A 15,609-nucleotide genomic window follows, 5' to 3' on the forward strand; every position below is an offset into this window, starting at 1 on the left:
GGTCCCGCGCCGGCGCCCGGTCCGCGGGGACTGCGCCGGGGCGGGAGCCGTGCGCCGTTCCACGGTCTTCCGCGCCCGCCGGTCGTGGCCCGGACCGTCCGCCCCCGAGGCCGGTCGCCCGGTCGACACACCCTCCCTGGTTGGCACGTCCCCCGATCTTCGATAACTTAGGCAAGGCTCACCTAAGATAGAGGTTGAGGGTGGACGACAGCCAGATCTGGACGGCGGCGCCCGGAGCGGCACAGCGGGCGCGGTCCGTGCTCGCCGCCGCCTGGTCCGCCGCCTGGTCCTGCTCGGTGACCGCGGAGGGGGGACGGGAGGACTGCGTCGGCGCGCACACCGTGAGCGAGGACGGCCGCGTACTCCTGCACGTTCCGGAGGACAGCGCCCTGCGCACCGCCGCGATCTGCGCGCCGCGCGGCGAGCCGTCCGCCGTCCTGGAGTTCGCCGACGTCGCCGCCGTCCCCGTACGCAACCGGATCCGCGCCCGGCTCCGGCTCGCCGGCCGGCTCGTCCCCGAGACGCGGCACCTGGTGTTCCATCCCACGCGCGTCGTGCTGCGGCAGCCGTCCGGCGCGGTCGTCGTCGGCGCCGAGGAGTTCGCCGCGGCCGCGCCGGACCCGTTCGCCCTGGCGGAGGCCGGCCTGCTCACCCACCTCGCCGACGCCCACCCCGAGGCGGTGGAGCGGCTGACCCGGCTGGTCGGACCCGACAGTCTGCACGGCGCGGTGCGCGTCCGGCCGCTCGCCGTCGACCGGCACGGACTGACCCTGCGCATCGAACGCGTCCGCACCCACGGAGACGTACGCCTGCCGTTCCACGCGCCCGCCGACGACCTCGCCGCGCTCACCGAACGCATGCACGTCCTGCTTCTCCAGGCGGGCGCCGCCTCCTGCCCGCGTGCCCTACAGCGGCAGCGCGCAGACGGCGACCGGTGAGGGGAACGGCGTACCCGCCAGGCGCAGCGCGCCGTTCGCGCGGTCGACGTGGAAGACGCTGACCGTGCTCGACTTCTGGTTCGCGGCGAACAGCAGCGCGCCGTCCGGCGAGAAGGCGATCTGACGCGGGAAGTCGCCCGCGACCGGCGTCGTGCCCAGCAGCCGGAGCCGGGCCCCGCCGGCCTCCACGGCGTAGCGCGCCAGGGTGTTGTGGCCCCGGTTGGCCAGGTAGGCGAACCGGCCGTCGGCCGTGACCAGGATCTGCGCCGGGTAGTTCTTGCCCGTCCCCCCGCCCGTGGACTGCGTCGCGCCGATGGTCAGCCGGCCGGTGGGCCGGTCGTACGCGCAGACCGCCACGGTGTCGCCGACCTCGTTGGCGAGATAGGCGTGCCGTCCGTTCGGGTGGAAGGTCAGGTGACGCGGCCCGGCGCCGGGCCGGGTGTGCGCCTGGGAGACCTCGGTGAGACGGCCCGTGCGGGTGTTGAGGCGATAGGTGTAGACGGTGTCGGTGCCGAGGTCCACGGCGAGGACGTGGCCGCCGTCGGGGCTCGTGATGACCTGGTGGGCGTGCGGCCCCTGTTGCCCGGGGCCGGGCGGCGGGCTGGTGTGCGTCACCAGGTCGGCCCGCTCGCCGAGCGCGCCCGAGGCGTTGATCGGGTGCACGGCCACGCTGCCGGAACCGTAGTTGGCACTGAGCAGCCAGCGCCCGGTCGGGTGCACGGACAGATGGCACGGTCCCGCCCCGCCGGTGCTCCGGGTGCCCAGAACCCTCCGGTCGGCGAGCCGTACCGCGGTCACACCGCCGTCCTGCCGCTCGTCGACCGCGTACAGCGTGCGGCCGTCGGGATGCACGGCGAGGTACGACGGGTCGGCGACCCCGGCAAGGGTGCCCCGGCCGCCGACGGCGCCCGACACGGGGTCGTACACCGCCAGGCCGATGCCCCTGCCGCCGTCCGGTACGGAGGTGTAGGTGCCCAGGTACAGGGGCCGGGGACCGGACGGCCTCGCCGCCCGCTGCCGACCGCTCGCGGCGGCCTCCGGTGCGCTCCCGGGCGCGGACCCGGCCCGCGGTGTCGCGGGCGCCGGGACCGCCAGCACGGCGACGACTCCCGTCAGGGCCCCGACGAACCGCCGCCTGCTCCAACCTCCCCCCGGCTCCTGGCGCCGCCCGAGCAGGGGGGACCCCCGTCGCGACGCCCTCGCACCACTGTCCATGCCGCACCTCAGGTCGTCGGCCGTCCCGGTCGTGACTGCCACCTTGACGTGCGCCACCGCTCCCACGCAAACGCGGCAGGACGCGTCCCGGATCCCGCGGGGCGGCGGACCGGCGGGCCTACCAGTCCCCGTCCTCCACCGGCCTGCCCGCCGCGTCCTTCAGCGGCCGCACCTGGTGCGGCGACGGTTCCTGCCACGGCTCGTGGTCGTCGCCGAGCCAGTCACCGGCCGGGCGCACCGCGGACAGGGCGTCGATGGGGGAGAGGTCCTCGGCGTCCTGGTCGTAGTAGTCGAACCAGGGCAGTCCCGCGCTCGTGTACGCGGCGCGGTCCACGGGCGACGGCGGGGGAGCCTCGCCGGTGATGCGGCGCCACTGCGGAGGCGTCACCAGGTGCACGAACACCCGCCCCGCGGGCCGCTCGGACCAGGCGCCCGGCGGCCGGTCGTCCCGGTACACCTCCTGTCGCATGGAGCCGCCGACACCGAGCCCCATGGCGGCCGGGGCCCGGCGCGGGGCGGCCGGCGCGGCGCCCGGCGCGGGCGCCGCCGCTGCCGCAAGGGGGAAGGCGGCACCGCAGATCTGGGCCGACAGGGCCGCCTCCCGCCGCAGCCGTTGCCGCTCCTCCTCGCGCCACCGGGCCAGTTCGGCGTCGTTCAGCGGGAACGACTGCAACTGCACGCCGCCCCACACCTCCTCGCCCGTGACCTGGCCCTCGACGCTCGCCCCCAGGCCCAGCGGCACGGCGACGAACTGGCGCACGGTGCCCTTGCCGGAGTTGATGCCGTCCAGCCAGGGCTGGCGGGGCAGCACCACGTAGTTCTGCGGGTCCCGGGACAACCGGTCGCTCCAGGGCCGGCCCGACACCGCGCACACCTTGCCCACGCCGACCTGAAGGGCGGCCGGCTCGGTCGTGCCCGCGAAGCTCAGCCACATGGCCTCGCGCAGATACACCGGCAGCATCACGCCGCCGCGCGCCCGCCACTGCTCGGGCACCGAGTCCGCGTAGTCGGCCACCCGCCGCACCGGGAACTCGCCCAATCCAGGCGGCAGCGGATGCGTCCCCTTCTCCGGCAGCCGCAGGGTGCGCACGAACCGCACCGCCACACCGCCCGGCAGCCGCAGTGTGTTCCCGTCGATCCGCACCTTCGAGTCGGTCATGCCTGCTCCCCTCCCTCACAGGACTGCGCCGCCGTACGACCGCGCCCCTGTCGCAGAGAACGCGGCGCGGCGCCCTCGTGGTTCCGCGGCTACCGGACCGGCGCGCCCAGCCGGTCCCCGAGCCGGGTCAGCCGCGGGGCGCGTTCGCGCTGGGCGCGGGAGTACCGGTCCAGCTCCTCCAGGAGCCGGCGTGAGCGGTGCCCGGTGTCCATCTCGTCGATGGTGCGGTCGACCTCGGTGAGCACCGCTCCGTACAGCTGCCACCGCCTCGCGTCCCGCTGCGCCTCCTCCAGCAGCAGCCGCGCCAGCTTGTCGCGGGTGGCCGAGGTCTGCCGCAGCTCTGCGGCCAGCCGGGACTCGGCCTCCTCGGCGCTCACGCTGACGTCGGTGGTGACCAGCACCGCGAAGCTGACCACCGCGTCGGCGATCTCGCACAGCAGTTCCTGCACCAGCGCTCCGGTCTGCGGCGAGAACATCGGCTCGGGGGCCCGCCGCTTCGCCAGGTCGGTGAAGGTGCGCGCCAGCACCCGCAGTACGACCGTGCAGATCTCCAGCGTGTCCAGCCCGGTGCGCAGCACCACCCGGTGCAGCAGGCCCTCGCGCACCCGCGGATTGAGCCGCAGGCTGTCCTCGGCCTGCCTGAGGGCGGCGTCCACCTCGGAGATGTCGTGGTCCAGACGGCGTGCCTCGTGCAGCCGCTCCGCGGCGCGCTCCACGGGCGGATGCCCGGCCACCTCCTCGCCCAGCCGCAGCATCAGCTGCCGCACGCGGCGGGCCAGGTCCTCGATCGACGCACCGGCCTGTTCGGTCCACACCGGGGGAGCGAGCACCAGGTTGCAGCCGAGGCCGACCACCGCGCCGATCAGCGTCTCCTCGACCCGCGCCGAGGCGGTACTGCCCACGGCGGTGACGCCGAGGACCAGCATCGCGCTGATCGCCACCTCGGGCACGAACTCGTCCACCCGCACCAGGTGCCCGACCGCCAGGGCCGCCAGGATCACCAGTGCGAGGCTCCACCAGGTCAGCCCCACCAGCAAGGAGAAGGCGATGGCCACGAGCACTCCGGCCACCACGGAGTTCACCCGGCGGATGCCGGTGGTCAGCGTGGAGTAGAGGGTCACCTGGACGACGAGCAGAGCCGTGAGAGGCGCGGTCAGCGGCGCGGGCTCCGGACTCAGCCGCAACGCGATCACATACGCGATCGTCGCCGCGGTCGTGGAGCGCAGCGCCTGTACGACCACGGGGTCCCGGTGCCGCTTCACCAGCCGAACCAGGGACGACGTCCAGTCACGTACCTTCCGCATCCCTTGCGCAGTTCCCCGATCGCGCAGGGACCGAACGTGACCGTGCGGAGCGGTCAGGCGTACAGCTTGTCGAGGAAGGCCGCCAGGTTGGCCGTGGTGCGGGCGATCTGCTGTTCCAGGGTGAGGCTCTCCTCGAAACGCGCGCCGGAGTCCGGGACCTTCTTTCCGCGGACATAGAGCGAGCAGGCGAGGTCGGTGCACATGTACACGCCGACCGAGTTGCCCTCGCGGCCCGCCGCTCCGGCCTTGCGGGCGGTCATCAGGGAGACTCCGCCCCCGCGGTGGGTGGTCAGGCACAGCGAGCACATGCTGCGGTGCAGGAACCCCCGCTGGGAGGCGGGGAAGCGCAGAGCGACCCCCATGAGCCGGCCCTCCCGCTCGGTGACCAGATAGCTGCGATCGGGCGCTCCAGGATCGCGCCAGCCCAGGAAGTCGAGGTCGTCCCAGGGGCGGTCACCGAGGTCGCGGGGCACGGACAGGCGTTTGGCCTCGCCCTTGGAGCAGTTCACGAACGAGTTGCGCACGTCCTGCTCGGTGAGTGATCGCACGGGGGCCTCCGGGATGACAGGGAGAAGTTGCCTAAGGGGATTAGCTTTGCGGCTAGGGTAAGCAGGATCCGAAAGGGGGGTCCAATGGATTTCACGCCGCGGCGGCCGCCGCGCCGACCCGGCCCCCGGCCCCCAAGGACCCGGTCCGTCCCCGCCTGGCGGACGGCCCTGGAGAACGCAGGACGTAGGGGGCTGTCCTCGTGGCGCGGGGCGATGGATCATGGGGGGCGCATCCCGTGCCAGGAGCGTTCGAAGGAGTAGTCCGTGACGCATGACATCGCCGGTGTCCGCGCGCAGTTCCCCGCCCTGAAGGCCGGGTGGGCCCATTTCGACGGCCCGGGCGGCAGCCAGACGCCGCAGCCGGTCATCGACGCCGTAGCCGAGGCGCTGGCCGGTCCGCTGTCCAACCGGGGGCTGACGACGGTCGGCGAGCGCAACGCGGAGGACTGCGTCGTCGCCGCCCGCGAAGCCATGGCGGACCTCCTCGGCGCCGAGCCCTCCGGGGTCGTCTTCGGGCGCAGCGCCACCCAGCTGACGTACGACTTCTCGCGCACGCTGGCCCGGACGTGGGCGGCGGGCGACGAGGTCGTCGTCACCCGGCTCGACCACGACTCCAACATCCGGCCCTGGGTCCAGGCCGCCGAGGCCGTGGGAGCCGTCGTGCGCTGGGCCGACTTCGACCCGGCGACCGGCGAACTGACCGCGCGGCACATCGCGGACCAGCTGTCCGACCACACCCGGCTGGTCGCGGTCACCGCAGCCTCCAACCTGATCGGCAGCCGCCCGGACCTGCCCGCGATCGCCGCCCTGGTCCACGAGCGCGGCGCCCTGCTCCACGTCGACGGCGTGCACTACACCGCCCACGCCCCGGTCGACCTCGCGGCCCTGGGCGCGGACTTCTTCGCCTGCTCCCCGTACAAGTTCCTCGGCCCGCACCTCGGCGTCGTGGCGAGCCGCCCGGACCTGCTGGAGACCCTGCGCCCGCACAAGCTGCTGCCCTCGTCCGACGCGGTCCCCGAGCGCTTCGAACTCGGCACCCTGCCCTACGAACTGCTGGCCGGCACCCGGGCCGCCGTGGACTTCCTCGCCGGGATGGATCCGCGGGCGCGCGGCACCCGGCGGGAACGGCTCCTCACCTCCTTCGGCTCGCTCGAACGGCACGAGGACGCCCTGCGCCGCCGGATCGAGGAGGAGTTGTCCCGCCTCCCGGAGATCACCGTGCACTCGCGCGCGGCCGAGCGCACTCCGACCCTGCTGCTGACCATCGAGGGCCGCAGCACCGTCGACGCCTACCGCCACCTGGCCGAACGCGCCGTCGCGGCGCCGTCGGGCGCGTTCTACGCCCTGGAGGCCTCCCGCCGGCTCGGCCTGGGCGACACCGGCGGGCTGCGGGTCGGACTGGCTCCCTACAACGACGAGGAGGACGTCGACCGGTTCCTGGAGGCGCTGGCGGACTTCCTGCGCACGGCGCCGTAGACCGGGGTGCGGCCCGCGCGCCCGGCGCCCGGGTGTCAGGGCTTGCGGGCCACGCCGCCGTGGATGTCCAGTCCGCTGGAGGAACAGATGCGGGCGCTGCGCGCACGGCTGACACCTCCGGAGCCATGCGCAGGGGGCCGCCCCTCGCGGGACCCCGCCGGTGCCGTGCGCAGGGGGCCGGCGCCCCTCGCGGGCCCCCGCCGGTGCAGAGCCGGAGCCCTGAGTCCGACCCTGCCCGGCGCGGCCCGCCCTCGGCTCACCCGACCTTGCGGCCTCGCAGCGGCTCCGTCTCCTCGTCCTCGCCCCGCTGCAACCCCTGGAGGAACTCCTGGATGACCTCGGTCGCCGTACGCTCCGGGCGCCAGCCCAGTTCGGTGTGGGCCCGGGTGCAGTCCATCAGGGGGAGGTGGAGGACCGCGTCGAACAGCTGGGGGGAGGCGGGCAGCAGGCGCAGCCCCCACGCGGCGGCGATCGCCGAGCGGGCGGCGGTGCGCGGCAGCCGTACGGGCCGGGAGCCGAGCAGCTCGCCCAGCACCTGCGCGTCGAGCGGCGGCTCGGCGGCCAGATTGAACGCTCCCCGCACCTCGTGTGCGAGCGCCAGCTGGTAGGCCCGGGCGGCGTCGTCCGTGTGCAGCGCCTGCACCCGCAGGCCCGGGATGTCCGGCAGGAACGGCATCAGCTCGGGCCGGGCCAGCTGCCCCGGCAGGAACCGGCCGCCGAAGATCCGGCGCTGCTCGCTCGCCGACTCCCGCTTGAACAGGAAGGCCGGGCGCATACGGACCACCCGCACGTCCGGATGGTCCCGCTCGAAGACGTCGAGGGCCCGTTCCAGATACGCCTTCTCCCGGCTGTACGCGGCGTCCGGCCAGCCGTGGGTCGGCCACGACTCGTCCACCGCGTGGTCCTTCGGCCCCGGTGAGTATGCGCCGACCGACGAGGCGTGCACCAGGACCGGCACCCGGGCGGCGGCCACCGCCTCGAAGACCCGGATGCTGCCCAGCACGTTGGTGCGCCAGGTGGCCGCCGGTTCGTGCGTCGGTTGGAAGGCCCAGGCCAGATGGATCACCGCGTCGGCGCCCGCGAACTCCCCGGCGAGCCCGGACTGCTCGAAGGACACGTCGACCGCCGACCACTGCGTCTTGGGCGGCGACCACTGCGGGATCCGGCGGGCCAGTCCCTGTATGGACCCGATCTCCGGATCCTCGGAGAGGACGCGTACGACACTCGTGCCGACATTGCCGGTGGCGCCCGTGACGACGACCCGGCTGTCCGAAGCGCTGCTCACCTTCGGCTCCTCTCGGCGGCGGACCGTGCGTCCGCCGAGTACCCGGTCCCGGCCGGTCGACGCGGACCGCACGGAAGAGCACCGAGAAGCGCGCGTGCGGTATGCCTCAGGGCCTCCGGCGTTCGCGGGTCCAGTCCAGCAGCTGCTCCCCGGTCCACGTGGTCACCACGCGCTCCGGGGGCACTCCGCACTCCTCGGCCCGCGCGCATCCGTGGATCTGCCAGTCCAGCTGGCCGGGCGCGTGGGCGTCGGTGTCGATGGAGAACAGCACGCCGGCCTCGACGGCCCGGCGCAGCAACCGCCGCGGCGGGTCGAGCCGCTCCGGGCGGCTGTTGACCTCCACGGCCGTGCCGGTCTCGGCGCACGCGGCGAACACCGCGTCCGCGTCGAACTCCGACTCCGGCCGCCCCCGCCCGGTCAGCAGCCGTCCGGTGCAGTGGCCGAGGACGTCGGAGCGCGGATCGCGCACGGCGGCCACCATGCGGCGGGTCATCGACCGGGCGTCCATCCGCAGTTTGGAGTGCACCGACACCACCACGACGTCCAGCCGTTCCAGCAGCTCCGGCTCCTGGTCGAGCGAGCCGTCGTCGAGGATGTCGCACTCGATGCCGGTCAGCAGCCGGAACGGCGCCCAGGTCCGGTTCAGCTCCGCGACCACCTCCAGCTGCTCGCGCAGCCGCTCGGCGGACAGCCCGCGGGCCACCGTCAGCCGCGGCGAGTGGTCCGTCAGCACCGCCCACTCGTGCCCGAGGCGCGCCGCGGTCCGGCCCATCTCCTCGATCGGGCTGCCGCCGTCGGACCAGTCGGAGTGCAGGTGGCAGTCGCCGCGCAGCAGCGCTCGCAGCCGTTCGCCGCCCGGCGCGAGCGGATGGTCCGCCTCGTCCTCCAGCTTGCGCAGATAGCCGGGCACCTGCCCGGCCAGTGCCTCCCGCACCACCTGGGCGGTCTTCGGGCCGACACCCTTGAGCGACTCGAGCGTCCCGGCCGTGGCCCGCTGGGCCACCTCGTGGTCGGGCAGCCCGGACAGCACCCGGGCGGCGGTGCGGAAGGCGCGTACACGGTAGGTCGGCGCCAGGGACCGCTCCAGCAGGAAGGCGATCCGGTCCAGTGCCTCGACAGGGTCCATCGCCACCTCCACCCCCAGGGTTCCCGGCGCCACCGCGACCGCACCACGCGGGACCCGGACGGACCGGCCCGGAGGCCTCGGGGCCGGTCCGTCGGGGCCCTTCGGGCCGGCCCGGGGGCGCCGGGGCCGGTCCGTCGGGGCCCTTCGGGCCGGCTCGGGGGCGGACGCCGCAGCGGTGCCGGAACCGCGGGCCCGGTGGCACCGGGACCCGTCGCCGCGGTCGGCGTTCTAGGCTGGATGGCATGACCGAAGTCGCTACCCCCTACATTTCGCGGCCGCGGATCCTAGTGCACGGCGTGCAGCCCGGCAGTCCGCCCTTCCGCATCGTGGAGATCGACGGTGAGGTGGTCGGCGAGGCGAAGACCGTCATCGACGTCCTGGAAGCCGCCGCCGCCTTCGGCATCAACGTCCACGACCTCGACGATCCGGACGTGATCCGCTGGGTCGGCGGCGACAAGTTCACCTGGACGGTGCACTGACCGTCAGGGCCGGTCCAGGGGCTCAGCGCACCGTCCATTGTTCGCCTGCGGGTTGACGATGTCGTGCGCCGAGGAGACGACCCACTTCTGGTTCGCGCCGCCGCCGCAGTCCCACAGCTGGACGGTGGAGCCGTCCGCGGTGCCGGGGTCCGTGACGTCCGGGCACTTGCCGAGCGCGCGCAGGGTGCCGTCCGAGGCGACCGCCCACTGCTGGGCGGCGGTGCCGTTGCAGTCGTAGAGCTGTACGGGGGTGCCGTTGGCGGAGTTAGCCCCGGCCACGTCCACGCACTTGCCGGCCAGCCCCCGGATCGCGACGCCGCCGGACGTGTCGCTCGTGGTCACCGAGACCGAGTCGACCACGAGCTGCTGCGGGAAGGAGGTGGAGCCGTCCGGGTCGCCCGGCCGGTAGCCGCCCACGGCCAGGTTCAGGATCAGGAAGAACGGCTTGTTGAACACCCACCTCTTCCCGCCCAGGTCGGCAGGCGTGCGGCGCTGGTAGACGTTGCCGTCCACCGACCAGGTGATCGAGTCGGGCGCCCAGTCGACGGCACAGGTGTGGAAGGCGTCCGCGAAGGACTGGCCGCCCGGCAGGGAGTAGGCCGCGCCGATGCCGCCCGAGCCGGAGTGGCCGGGGCCGTGGATGGTGCCTTCCGGCCATCACTCACGCGGCTTGCGCGCGTGCACGGCCCGGCCCATGCGCCGGCCCAGGAGTACGTAACCCAGCAGCGCGCCCGCGGTGTTGAGGACGACATCGTCGATGTCGAAGGCCCGCCCGGTGATCAGCGCACCCTGCGCGAACTCCACCAGCAGCATCACCGTCGCGGTCAGCAGCAGCACCCGCAGCACTCCGCGCGCCCCCGGCGCCACGACCGGCACCAGCACGCCGAACGGCACTCCGAGCAGCAGGTTCCCACCGATCTGCTTGACCGCCTCCTGGGTCCCCGCCCCCTCAAGATAGGCCCGCAGCGAGCGCCCCGGACGCAGATTGCTGTGCGCGATGGACGCCGACGCGGGCGACGGCTCCAGCGTCAGCTTCGCCAGGACGACCGCGAACGCCACCATGAAGGCGAAGGCACACAGCATCGCCAGCAGCCGCAGCGGCCAGGGCAGCGGCCGGCGCACACCACCAGCCCGCCACCCGGCGGCTTTGGACCGGGCCCTGGCCCCGCGCGGGCGGAAAACGATACGCGGACTGATCGCCACACGGGCCATGCAGATCCTCCCGGTCGTCAACAACCCTTGTCAGGTAAGCCGGTTACCCGCGAACCCCCTGCCTGGCCGGGTGCGGCGTACCGGCCCCGCCGGGTTGTCCGGGGTCTCCTCAGGGCCCGTATGTGACGTGCACCTCCTTGAAGCCGAGGGACTTGAGCAGGCCTTCGAGCATGCCGGTGGTGTTGGCCTCGGCCCGTGCGGTCAGCCCGCTGTCCTTGGCCGCGTCGGCGATGTGCGCGACCGCGAGCCGCTGCACTGCCTGCTCGCTGTTGGGGTTGTCGGAGAACAGGTCGCCCAGGCGGTCGAACAGACCGCGCTGCTTGGAGACGGCGTAGGAGTGGTCCGCGTCCAGGGCCGGGCGGCCGAGCCGCGCGTGCGGCAGCCGCAGCGTGGCCGAGGTGCGGTCGCCGTCGACCGTCACGTCGTGGTCGCCGACCTGGCCGAGGTCCACGTAGGCGTCCACGGTGCCGGCCCCGACGTACAGGGTGCGGGTGCCGCGGATCGCGTCGGGCAGGTACTTGCTGTCCTTCTCCAGGTCCACGACGACCTGGAAGTTGCCGGAGGCGGCGTTGTAACGGCTCAGATCCTGGATTGACTTCAGCAGTGCGGGGCCCGAGCGGTCGTGCGTCTCGGTTCCGAACAGGTCCTTGATGCCGGGCAGCACGGCCAGCTTGACACCGGCGAACAGCACCGAGAGCACCACCACGACGGCACTCACCGCCTTCGCCCAGCCAGGCATGCGCCGGGTGGCTCGCCCGAGGGAAGTCGTCATGCCGCGGTCCTCCTTCCTCCCTCCTGAGAATGCCCGCCAAATCCCTTGCCAGGCCGGTCTGGTGGCCGATCATCGGGCCAGGTCGCGGTACGCCCCGCGGGCGGTCGCGGCCCGTGGGCGGCCGCCTCGTCCCGGCGGCGTGCCGCGACCGGCCACCGTGCGATCAGTAGCATGAGCCGGGAGCCGGAAATGATCAGGCGAGGAGCGGATCGTGCGAGACATCGCGGTGTTCAGCGGCAGCGCCCACCCCGACCTGGCGGCGGAGGTCTGCGCGCATCTGGGCGTGCCCCTCAGTCCGGCGCGGGTCAGCCGGTTCGCCAACGACTGCCTGGAGGTGCAGCTCCGGGCGAACTGCCGGGAGCGGGACGTCTTCCTCATCCAGCCTCTCGTCAAGCCGGTGCAGGAGCACCTGGTCGAGCTGCTGCTGATGTGCGACGCGGCCCGCGGCGCCTCCGCCGGGCGGATCACCGTCGTGATGCCGCACTACTCCTACGCCCGCTCCGACAAGAAGGACGCGCCGCGCATCTCGCTGGGCGGCCGGCTGGTGGCCGACCTGCTGGTCGCGGCGGGCGCGAGCCGTGTCCTGGCGATGACGCTGCACGCCCCGCAGGTGCACGGCTTCTTCTCGGTGCCCGTCGACCACCTGCACTCGCTGCGCGAACTCGCCGAGCACTTCCGGCAGTACGACCTGTCCCGCACCACCGTGGTCTCCCCGGACCTGGGCAACGCCAAGGAAGCGGCCGCGTTCGCCCGGATGATCGGGGCCCGGGTGGCCGCCGGGGCCAAGCAGCGCTACGCCGACGACCGGGTGACCATCAGCTCCGTCATCGGTGACGTGGCCGGGCGGGACGTCATCGTGCTGGACGACGAGATCGCCAAGGGCAGCACGGTACTCGAACTGCTGGCAAAGCTCCGTGAGTTGGGGCCTCGCTCCATCCGCGTCGCCTGCACCCACGGCCTGTTCGCGGCGGGCGCCCTGAAACGGCTGACCGAGCAGAGCGACGTCCTGGAGATCGTGTGCACCAACACCGTGCCGGTGCCGGTGGGGGACGAGGAGTACCGGGCACACAAGGGCAAAGTGCGGATCCTGTCGATCGCCCCGGCCCTCGCCGAGGCCGTACGCCGCATCCACAACGGCGAGTCGGTCAGCGCCCTGTTCGACGCGCCGCCCGGCGAGTAGCCGCAGTCGGCTGCAATTCGGAGACATATGTCAACCGAACATGCTGAAATTCACTCCTACGAGGGTAACTTGCAGAGCGGCCAGGGGCGTTGGGTCCCGAAGGCCGGGGGATGCTGTGATCTCCGAGCCCGTCGTACGCGGAGCCGGTTGGAGGGGAATCTCGTCGTGCAGCAGGAACCTGCGCCGCCGTTCACCCGGCATCTGCGCGTCCACCGGGACCGCGGGCACACGGTGCTCGAGTTCCGCGGCGAGATCGACATCGCCGCGGAGGCGCAGATCGCCCCCCACATCGACCGGGCCACCGCACGGCCCGGTGCCCGGATCGTGATCGACCTGAGCCGGGTGGACTTCTTCGACTGCTCCGGCCTGCGCCTGCTCTACCGGGCCCGCGGCCAGGTCCTCGACCACGGCGGAGAGCTGCACCTGGTGTGCACGCACCCGTTGACCCTGCGCATCCTCAAGGTCACCGGCCTGTCCCGGTTGCTGCCCCCGCAGCCGACGCTGGAGGCGGCCCTGGAACAGCACGGGGCCGCGTCCGGTTCCGTGTGACGGTGGACACCGCCGGACGGTGTGCCCGGTGACCGGGCGTCAGTCCATCAGCAGGACCGGCTTGCCCGTGGTGCGGCCGGTTTCGCCGAGCTCGTGCGCCCTGGCGGCCTCGGTATCCGGCGGCGCGTCTCCCGGCCCCGATCCTCTTGGTGCAGCGAATAACTGACGCGCCCCCAGGTCGTCCGGGGTTCACTCGTGGCGGGTGCCTGAATCCGCGGGGCGGGGATATCCGGGAGGCAGGGACGGCGGGGCGGTCACGTCCTGCCGCCGGACCCTATGGAGGAGACATGCCACTGGTGAACGCGGGCGTCGTGGTGCTCGACTGCGCCGAGCCCGAAAAACTCGCCATGTTCTACAAGGAGTTGCTCCAGGCGCGGGAGACGGACGTGACCGCGAACCTGGTGGAGATCAGGGCCGCCGACGGACTGCGGCTCGCCTTCCGCCGCGACGCGGGCGTGACACCGCCGAGCTGGCCCCGCCCGGAGAACTCGCTCCAGGTCCACCTGGACTTCCTGGTGGAGGACCTGGACGCCGCCGAGCGCCGAGTCGTCGAACTCGGCGGCCGCCCCGTCGTAGCCAAGGACGCCCCCGGCCCGTACGAGGAGCGCAACTGCTCCGACCCGGCCGGCCACACCTTCACCCTTCGCCGAGTCCCGCAGGCAGGCCCCAAACAGGGCTGAGCCCACCGGCCCCGGGCGCCGGGTTACGGGCTACGGGCTACGGTGAGGAGCCGTCCCGTACCGGCTCGCATGCGAGCGGCCGCGCGCACGAGCCGGCCCGTGACTGCCGCCGGGCCGGGCCGGGCCGCGCTGCGCCGCCGCGCGCGTCGTGATCCGGCGGGAGCGGGCGGGGCGACCGGGTGGGGCAGGGGGGCGGCTGGTCGCCCTGTCGGACAGCGGGCCGCCGGTCACGGCGTCCGGCGCGCGCGGTCACCGGGTTCCACGGCGGCGTGGGTCGGGGTCGTCCCTGACCTTGGCGGGCCAGACGCCGATCGAGCGTTCGATTGCGGTGGCGCCCGCCCGGTCGACGGCGCTGCGCACGACGGCGAAGATGGCGCCCTGGACGGCCGCGGCGAGCAGGATCTCGCCCCAGCGGCGGTCCTCGTCGAGCGGCTCGGGCGCCTCGTCCTCGTGGCGGATGGCCCTCCACGTCGCGCGGAACGCCATTCCCGCCAGCGCGCCGCCGGCCCAGCCCAGCACGAAGCCGACGGGCTGGTAGACGAGCGGGAGCTTGTGCTTCTTCTTGGCCATCGGTGTCTCCCTGAGAATGTGAGGCGGGTACGGGGGCGGGGCTGACGGGGCGGGGTTCTTCAGGGCCGGCCCCGCGACGGAACCTCCTCGCCGGGCCGTACGGGACCCGGAGGGGTCCCGTCGCCGAAGGGGCGCCCGCCGAGCTCCTCGCGGTGATGCGGGCTCAGCCAGCCCGACAGGTCCGGCCCGAGCGGCACGATCCGGGTCGGGTTGATGCCCGTGTGCACCTGGTAGTAGTGCCGCTTGATGTGGTCGAAGTCGACCGTGTCCCCGAAACCGGGGGTCTGGTACAGGTCCCGGGCGTACGCCCACAGCACGGGGTTCTCGGCGAGCTTCCAGCGGTTGCACTTGAAGTGGCCGTGGTAGACGGCGTCGAACCGGACCAGCGTGGTGAACAGCCGGATGTCCGCCTCGGTGATCGTGTCGCCCACGAGGTAGCGCTGCCCGGCCAGGCGGGACGACAGCAGCTCAAGCCGCCGGAACACGCCCGCGCAGGCCGCCTCGTACTCCTCCTGGTTCGTGGCGAAGCCCGCCCGGTACACACCGTTGTTGACGTCCTCGTACACCTCCGCCATCACCGTGTCGATCTCGTCGCGCCGCGCCCGCGGGTACAGGTCGGGCGCGCCCGGCCGGTGCAGCGCGCTCCACTCGGTGGCGAGGTCGAGCGTGATCCGCTGGAAGTCGTTGGTGACCAGCTCGCCGCTGGGCACGTCGACGACCGCGGGCACGCTCACCCCGCCGGGGTAGCCGGTCTCCCGCCGGTCGTAGGCCTCGCTGAGGAAACGGATCCCGAGCACGGGATCCCGGCCGTCGGCGTCGAGTGTGAAACGCCAGCTCCGGTCGTCCTGGATCGGATCCACGACGGCCAGCGACAGGGCGTCCTCCAGCCCCAGCAGCCGCCGTGAGACCAGTGACCTGCTCGCCCACGGGCAGGCACGGCTGACCACCAGCCGGTAACGTCCGGCCTCCACCGGCCAGCCGTCCCGCCCGTCGGCGGTGATCCGGTCCGCGAAGTGGCTCCTGGACCGCTTGAAGGCCTTGTGGCCGTAGGCGCTGTTGCCCTCGCCCCCGCCGCTCATGTGTCCTCCCTGCTCGACGGATTTCCTGGAGAACACG

Annotated in this window: 16 protein-coding genes and 1 pseudogene; 6 read left to right on the forward strand and 11 right to left on the reverse strand. The window is 73.4% G+C overall.

The features are described from left to right. The first annotated feature begins 200 nt into the window (after nt 1-200). Entirely contained in the window at nt 201-938 is a 738-nt protein-coding gene (locus tag ACFY4A_RS12895; protein ID WP_390829460.1) for a DUF2470 domain-containing protein, read from the forward strand. Here the strand turns inward: ACFY4A_RS12895 and ACFY4A_RS12900 are convergent. From ACFY4A_RS12900 to ACFY4A_RS12915, 4 genes are all read right to left on the reverse strand, one after another. After that, on the reverse strand, nt 906-2,054 hold the full coding sequence (locus ACFY4A_RS12900) for a lactonase family protein (RefSeq protein WP_390829578.1): 1,149 nt from the start codon (nt 2,052-2,054) through the stop codon (nt 906-908). The genes ACFY4A_RS12895 and ACFY4A_RS12900 overlap by 33 nt on opposite strands. Nucleotides 2,055-2,271: 217 nt before the next feature. Beyond that, nucleotides 2,272-3,312 (reverse strand): hypothetical protein, encoded by a 1,041-nt coding sequence (locus ACFY4A_RS12905; protein ID WP_390829461.1) that lies wholly within the window; start codon nt 3,310-3,312, stop codon nt 2,272-2,274. Nucleotides 3,313-3,401: 89 nt separating this feature from the next. Further along, complete coding sequence (locus tag ACFY4A_RS12910) at nt 3,402-4,616, reverse strand: aromatic acid exporter family protein (RefSeq protein WP_390829462.1); 1,215 nt, start codon at nt 4,614-4,616, stop codon at nt 3,402-3,404. 53 nt (nt 4,617-4,669) lie between these two features. Next, nucleotides 4,670-5,164, reverse strand: a complete 495-nt coding sequence (locus ACFY4A_RS12915; protein ID WP_390829463.1) for an FBP domain-containing protein — start codon at nt 5,162-5,164, stop codon at nt 4,670-4,672. A 264-nt stretch (nt 5,165-5,428) separates the two neighbouring features. Here ACFY4A_RS12915 and ACFY4A_RS12920 point away from each other — a divergent pair, with 264 nt between their 5' ends. Next, complete coding sequence (locus ACFY4A_RS12920; protein ID WP_390829464.1) at nt 5,429-6,640, forward strand: cysteine desulfurase-like protein; 1,212 nt, start codon at nt 5,429-5,431, stop codon at nt 6,638-6,640. A gap of 256 nt (nt 6,641-6,896) precedes the next feature. On the opposite strand, the gene ACFY4A_RS12925 is transcribed toward ACFY4A_RS12920, so the two are convergent. Further along, nucleotides 6,897-7,925 (reverse strand): SDR family oxidoreductase, encoded by a 1,029-nt coding sequence (locus ACFY4A_RS12925; RefSeq protein ID WP_390829465.1) that lies wholly within the window; start codon nt 7,923-7,925, stop codon nt 6,897-6,899. Between the two features lie 106 nt (nt 7,926-8,031). Further along, on the reverse strand, nt 8,032-9,051 hold the full coding sequence (locus tag ACFY4A_RS12930) for a PHP domain-containing protein (RefSeq protein WP_390829466.1): 1,020 nt from the start codon (nt 9,049-9,051) through the stop codon (nt 8,032-8,034). A 242-nt stretch (nt 9,052-9,293) separates the two neighbouring features. On the opposite strand from ACFY4A_RS12930, the gene ACFY4A_RS12935 reads away from it, so the two are divergent. Beyond that, the gene (locus ACFY4A_RS12935; RefSeq protein ID WP_390829467.1) at nt 9,294-9,530 is read left to right on the forward strand and encodes a hypothetical protein; all 237 of its coding nucleotides are present in this window, start codon (nt 9,294-9,296) and stop codon (nt 9,528-9,530) included. Between the two features lie 21 nt (nt 9,531-9,551). Here the strand turns inward: ACFY4A_RS12935 and ACFY4A_RS12940 are convergent. From ACFY4A_RS12940 to ACFY4A_RS12950, 3 genes and pseudogenes are all read right to left on the reverse strand, one after another. Further along, nucleotides 9,552-10,178, reverse strand: a pseudogene (locus ACFY4A_RS12940) (ricin-type beta-trefoil lectin domain protein); the annotation flags it as partial. Between the two features lie 9 nt (nt 10,179-10,187). Next, entirely contained in the window at nt 10,188-10,742 is a 555-nt protein-coding gene (locus ACFY4A_RS12945) for a VanZ family protein (RefSeq protein WP_390829468.1), read from the reverse strand. 109 nt (nt 10,743-10,851) lie between these two features. Continuing rightward, nucleotides 10,852-11,514, reverse strand: coding sequence for a DUF4230 domain-containing protein (locus tag ACFY4A_RS12950; protein ID WP_390829469.1), 663 nt, complete (start codon nt 11,512-11,514; stop codon nt 10,852-10,854). A gap of 211 nt (nt 11,515-11,725) precedes the next feature. Here ACFY4A_RS12950 and ACFY4A_RS12955 point away from each other — a divergent pair, with 211 nt between their 5' ends. The 3 genes from ACFY4A_RS12955 (at nt 11,726) to ACFY4A_RS12965 (ending at nt 13,923) form a co-directional block, all read left to right on the forward strand. After that, nucleotides 11,726-12,694 (forward strand): ribose-phosphate diphosphokinase, encoded by a 969-nt coding sequence (locus ACFY4A_RS12955; RefSeq protein WP_390829470.1) that lies wholly within the window; start codon nt 11,726-11,728, stop codon nt 12,692-12,694. Between the two features lie 165 nt (nt 12,695-12,859). After that, complete coding sequence (locus tag ACFY4A_RS12960; RefSeq protein WP_390829471.1) at nt 12,860-13,243, forward strand: anti-sigma factor antagonist; 384 nt, start codon at nt 12,860-12,862, stop codon at nt 13,241-13,243. Between the two features lie 287 nt (nt 13,244-13,530). Continuing rightward, nucleotides 13,531-13,923 carry a VOC family protein gene (locus tag ACFY4A_RS12965; protein WP_390829472.1) on the forward strand — a complete coding sequence of 131 codons (393 nt, stop codon included), beginning with the start codon at nt 13,531-13,533 and terminating at the stop codon, nt 13,921-13,923. Between the two features lie 249 nt (nt 13,924-14,172). On the opposite strand, the gene ACFY4A_RS12970 is transcribed toward ACFY4A_RS12965, so the two are convergent. Together ACFY4A_RS12970 and ACFY4A_RS12975 are read right to left on the reverse strand one after the other, a co-directional pair. Then, nucleotides 14,173-14,493, reverse strand: coding sequence for a DUF4235 domain-containing protein (locus ACFY4A_RS12970; RefSeq protein ID WP_390829473.1), 321 nt, complete (start codon nt 14,491-14,493; stop codon nt 14,173-14,175). 59 nt (nt 14,494-14,552) lie between these two features. Further along, nucleotides 14,553-15,572, reverse strand: a complete 1,020-nt coding sequence (locus tag ACFY4A_RS12975; RefSeq protein ID WP_390829474.1) for a glutathione S-transferase family protein — start codon at nt 15,570-15,572, stop codon at nt 14,553-14,555. Between the last annotated feature and the right edge of the window lie 37 nt (nt 15,573-15,609).

The organism is Streptomyces sp. NPDC001292, from assembly GCF_042896465.1.
Lineage (GTDB): Bacteria > Actinomycetota > Actinomycetes > Streptomycetales > Streptomycetaceae > Streptomyces.

Bases quoted from the DNA above. Each gene is read 5' to 3' on its own strand.
- ACFY4A_RS12905 (WP_390829461.1), bottom strand. From the start codon at position 3,312: ATGACCGACTCGAAGGTGCGGATCGACGGGAACACACTGCGGCTGCCG.
- ACFY4A_RS12910 (WP_390829462.1), bottom strand. From the start codon at position 4,616: ATGCGGAAGGTACGTGACTGGACGTCGTCCCTGGTTCGGCTGGTGAAG.
- ACFY4A_RS12930 (WP_390829466.1), bottom strand. From the start codon at position 9,051: ATGGACCCTGTCGAGGCACTGGACCGGATCGCCTTCCTGCTGGAGCGG.
- ACFY4A_RS12935 (WP_390829467.1), top strand. From the start codon at position 9,294: ATGACCGAAGTCGCTACCCCCTACATTTCGCGGCCGCGGATCCTAGTG.
- ACFY4A_RS12945 (WP_390829468.1), bottom strand. From the start codon at position 10,742: ATGGCCCGTGTGGCGATCAGTCCGCGTATCGTTTTCCGCCCGCGCGGG.
- ACFY4A_RS12950 (WP_390829469.1), bottom strand. From the start codon at position 11,514: ATGACGACTTCCCTCGGGCGAGCCACCCGGCGCATGCCTGGCTGGGCG.
- ACFY4A_RS12965 (WP_390829472.1), top strand. From the start codon at position 13,531: ATGCCACTGGTGAACGCGGGCGTCGTGGTGCTCGACTGCGCCGAGCCC.
- ACFY4A_RS12970 (WP_390829473.1), bottom strand. From the start codon at position 14,493: ATGGCCAAGAAGAAGCACAAGCTCCCGCTCGTCTACCAGCCCGTCGGC.
- ACFY4A_RS12975 (WP_390829474.1), bottom strand. From the start codon at position 15,572: ATGAGCGGCGGGGGCGAGGGCAACAGCGCCTACGGCCACAAGGCCTTC.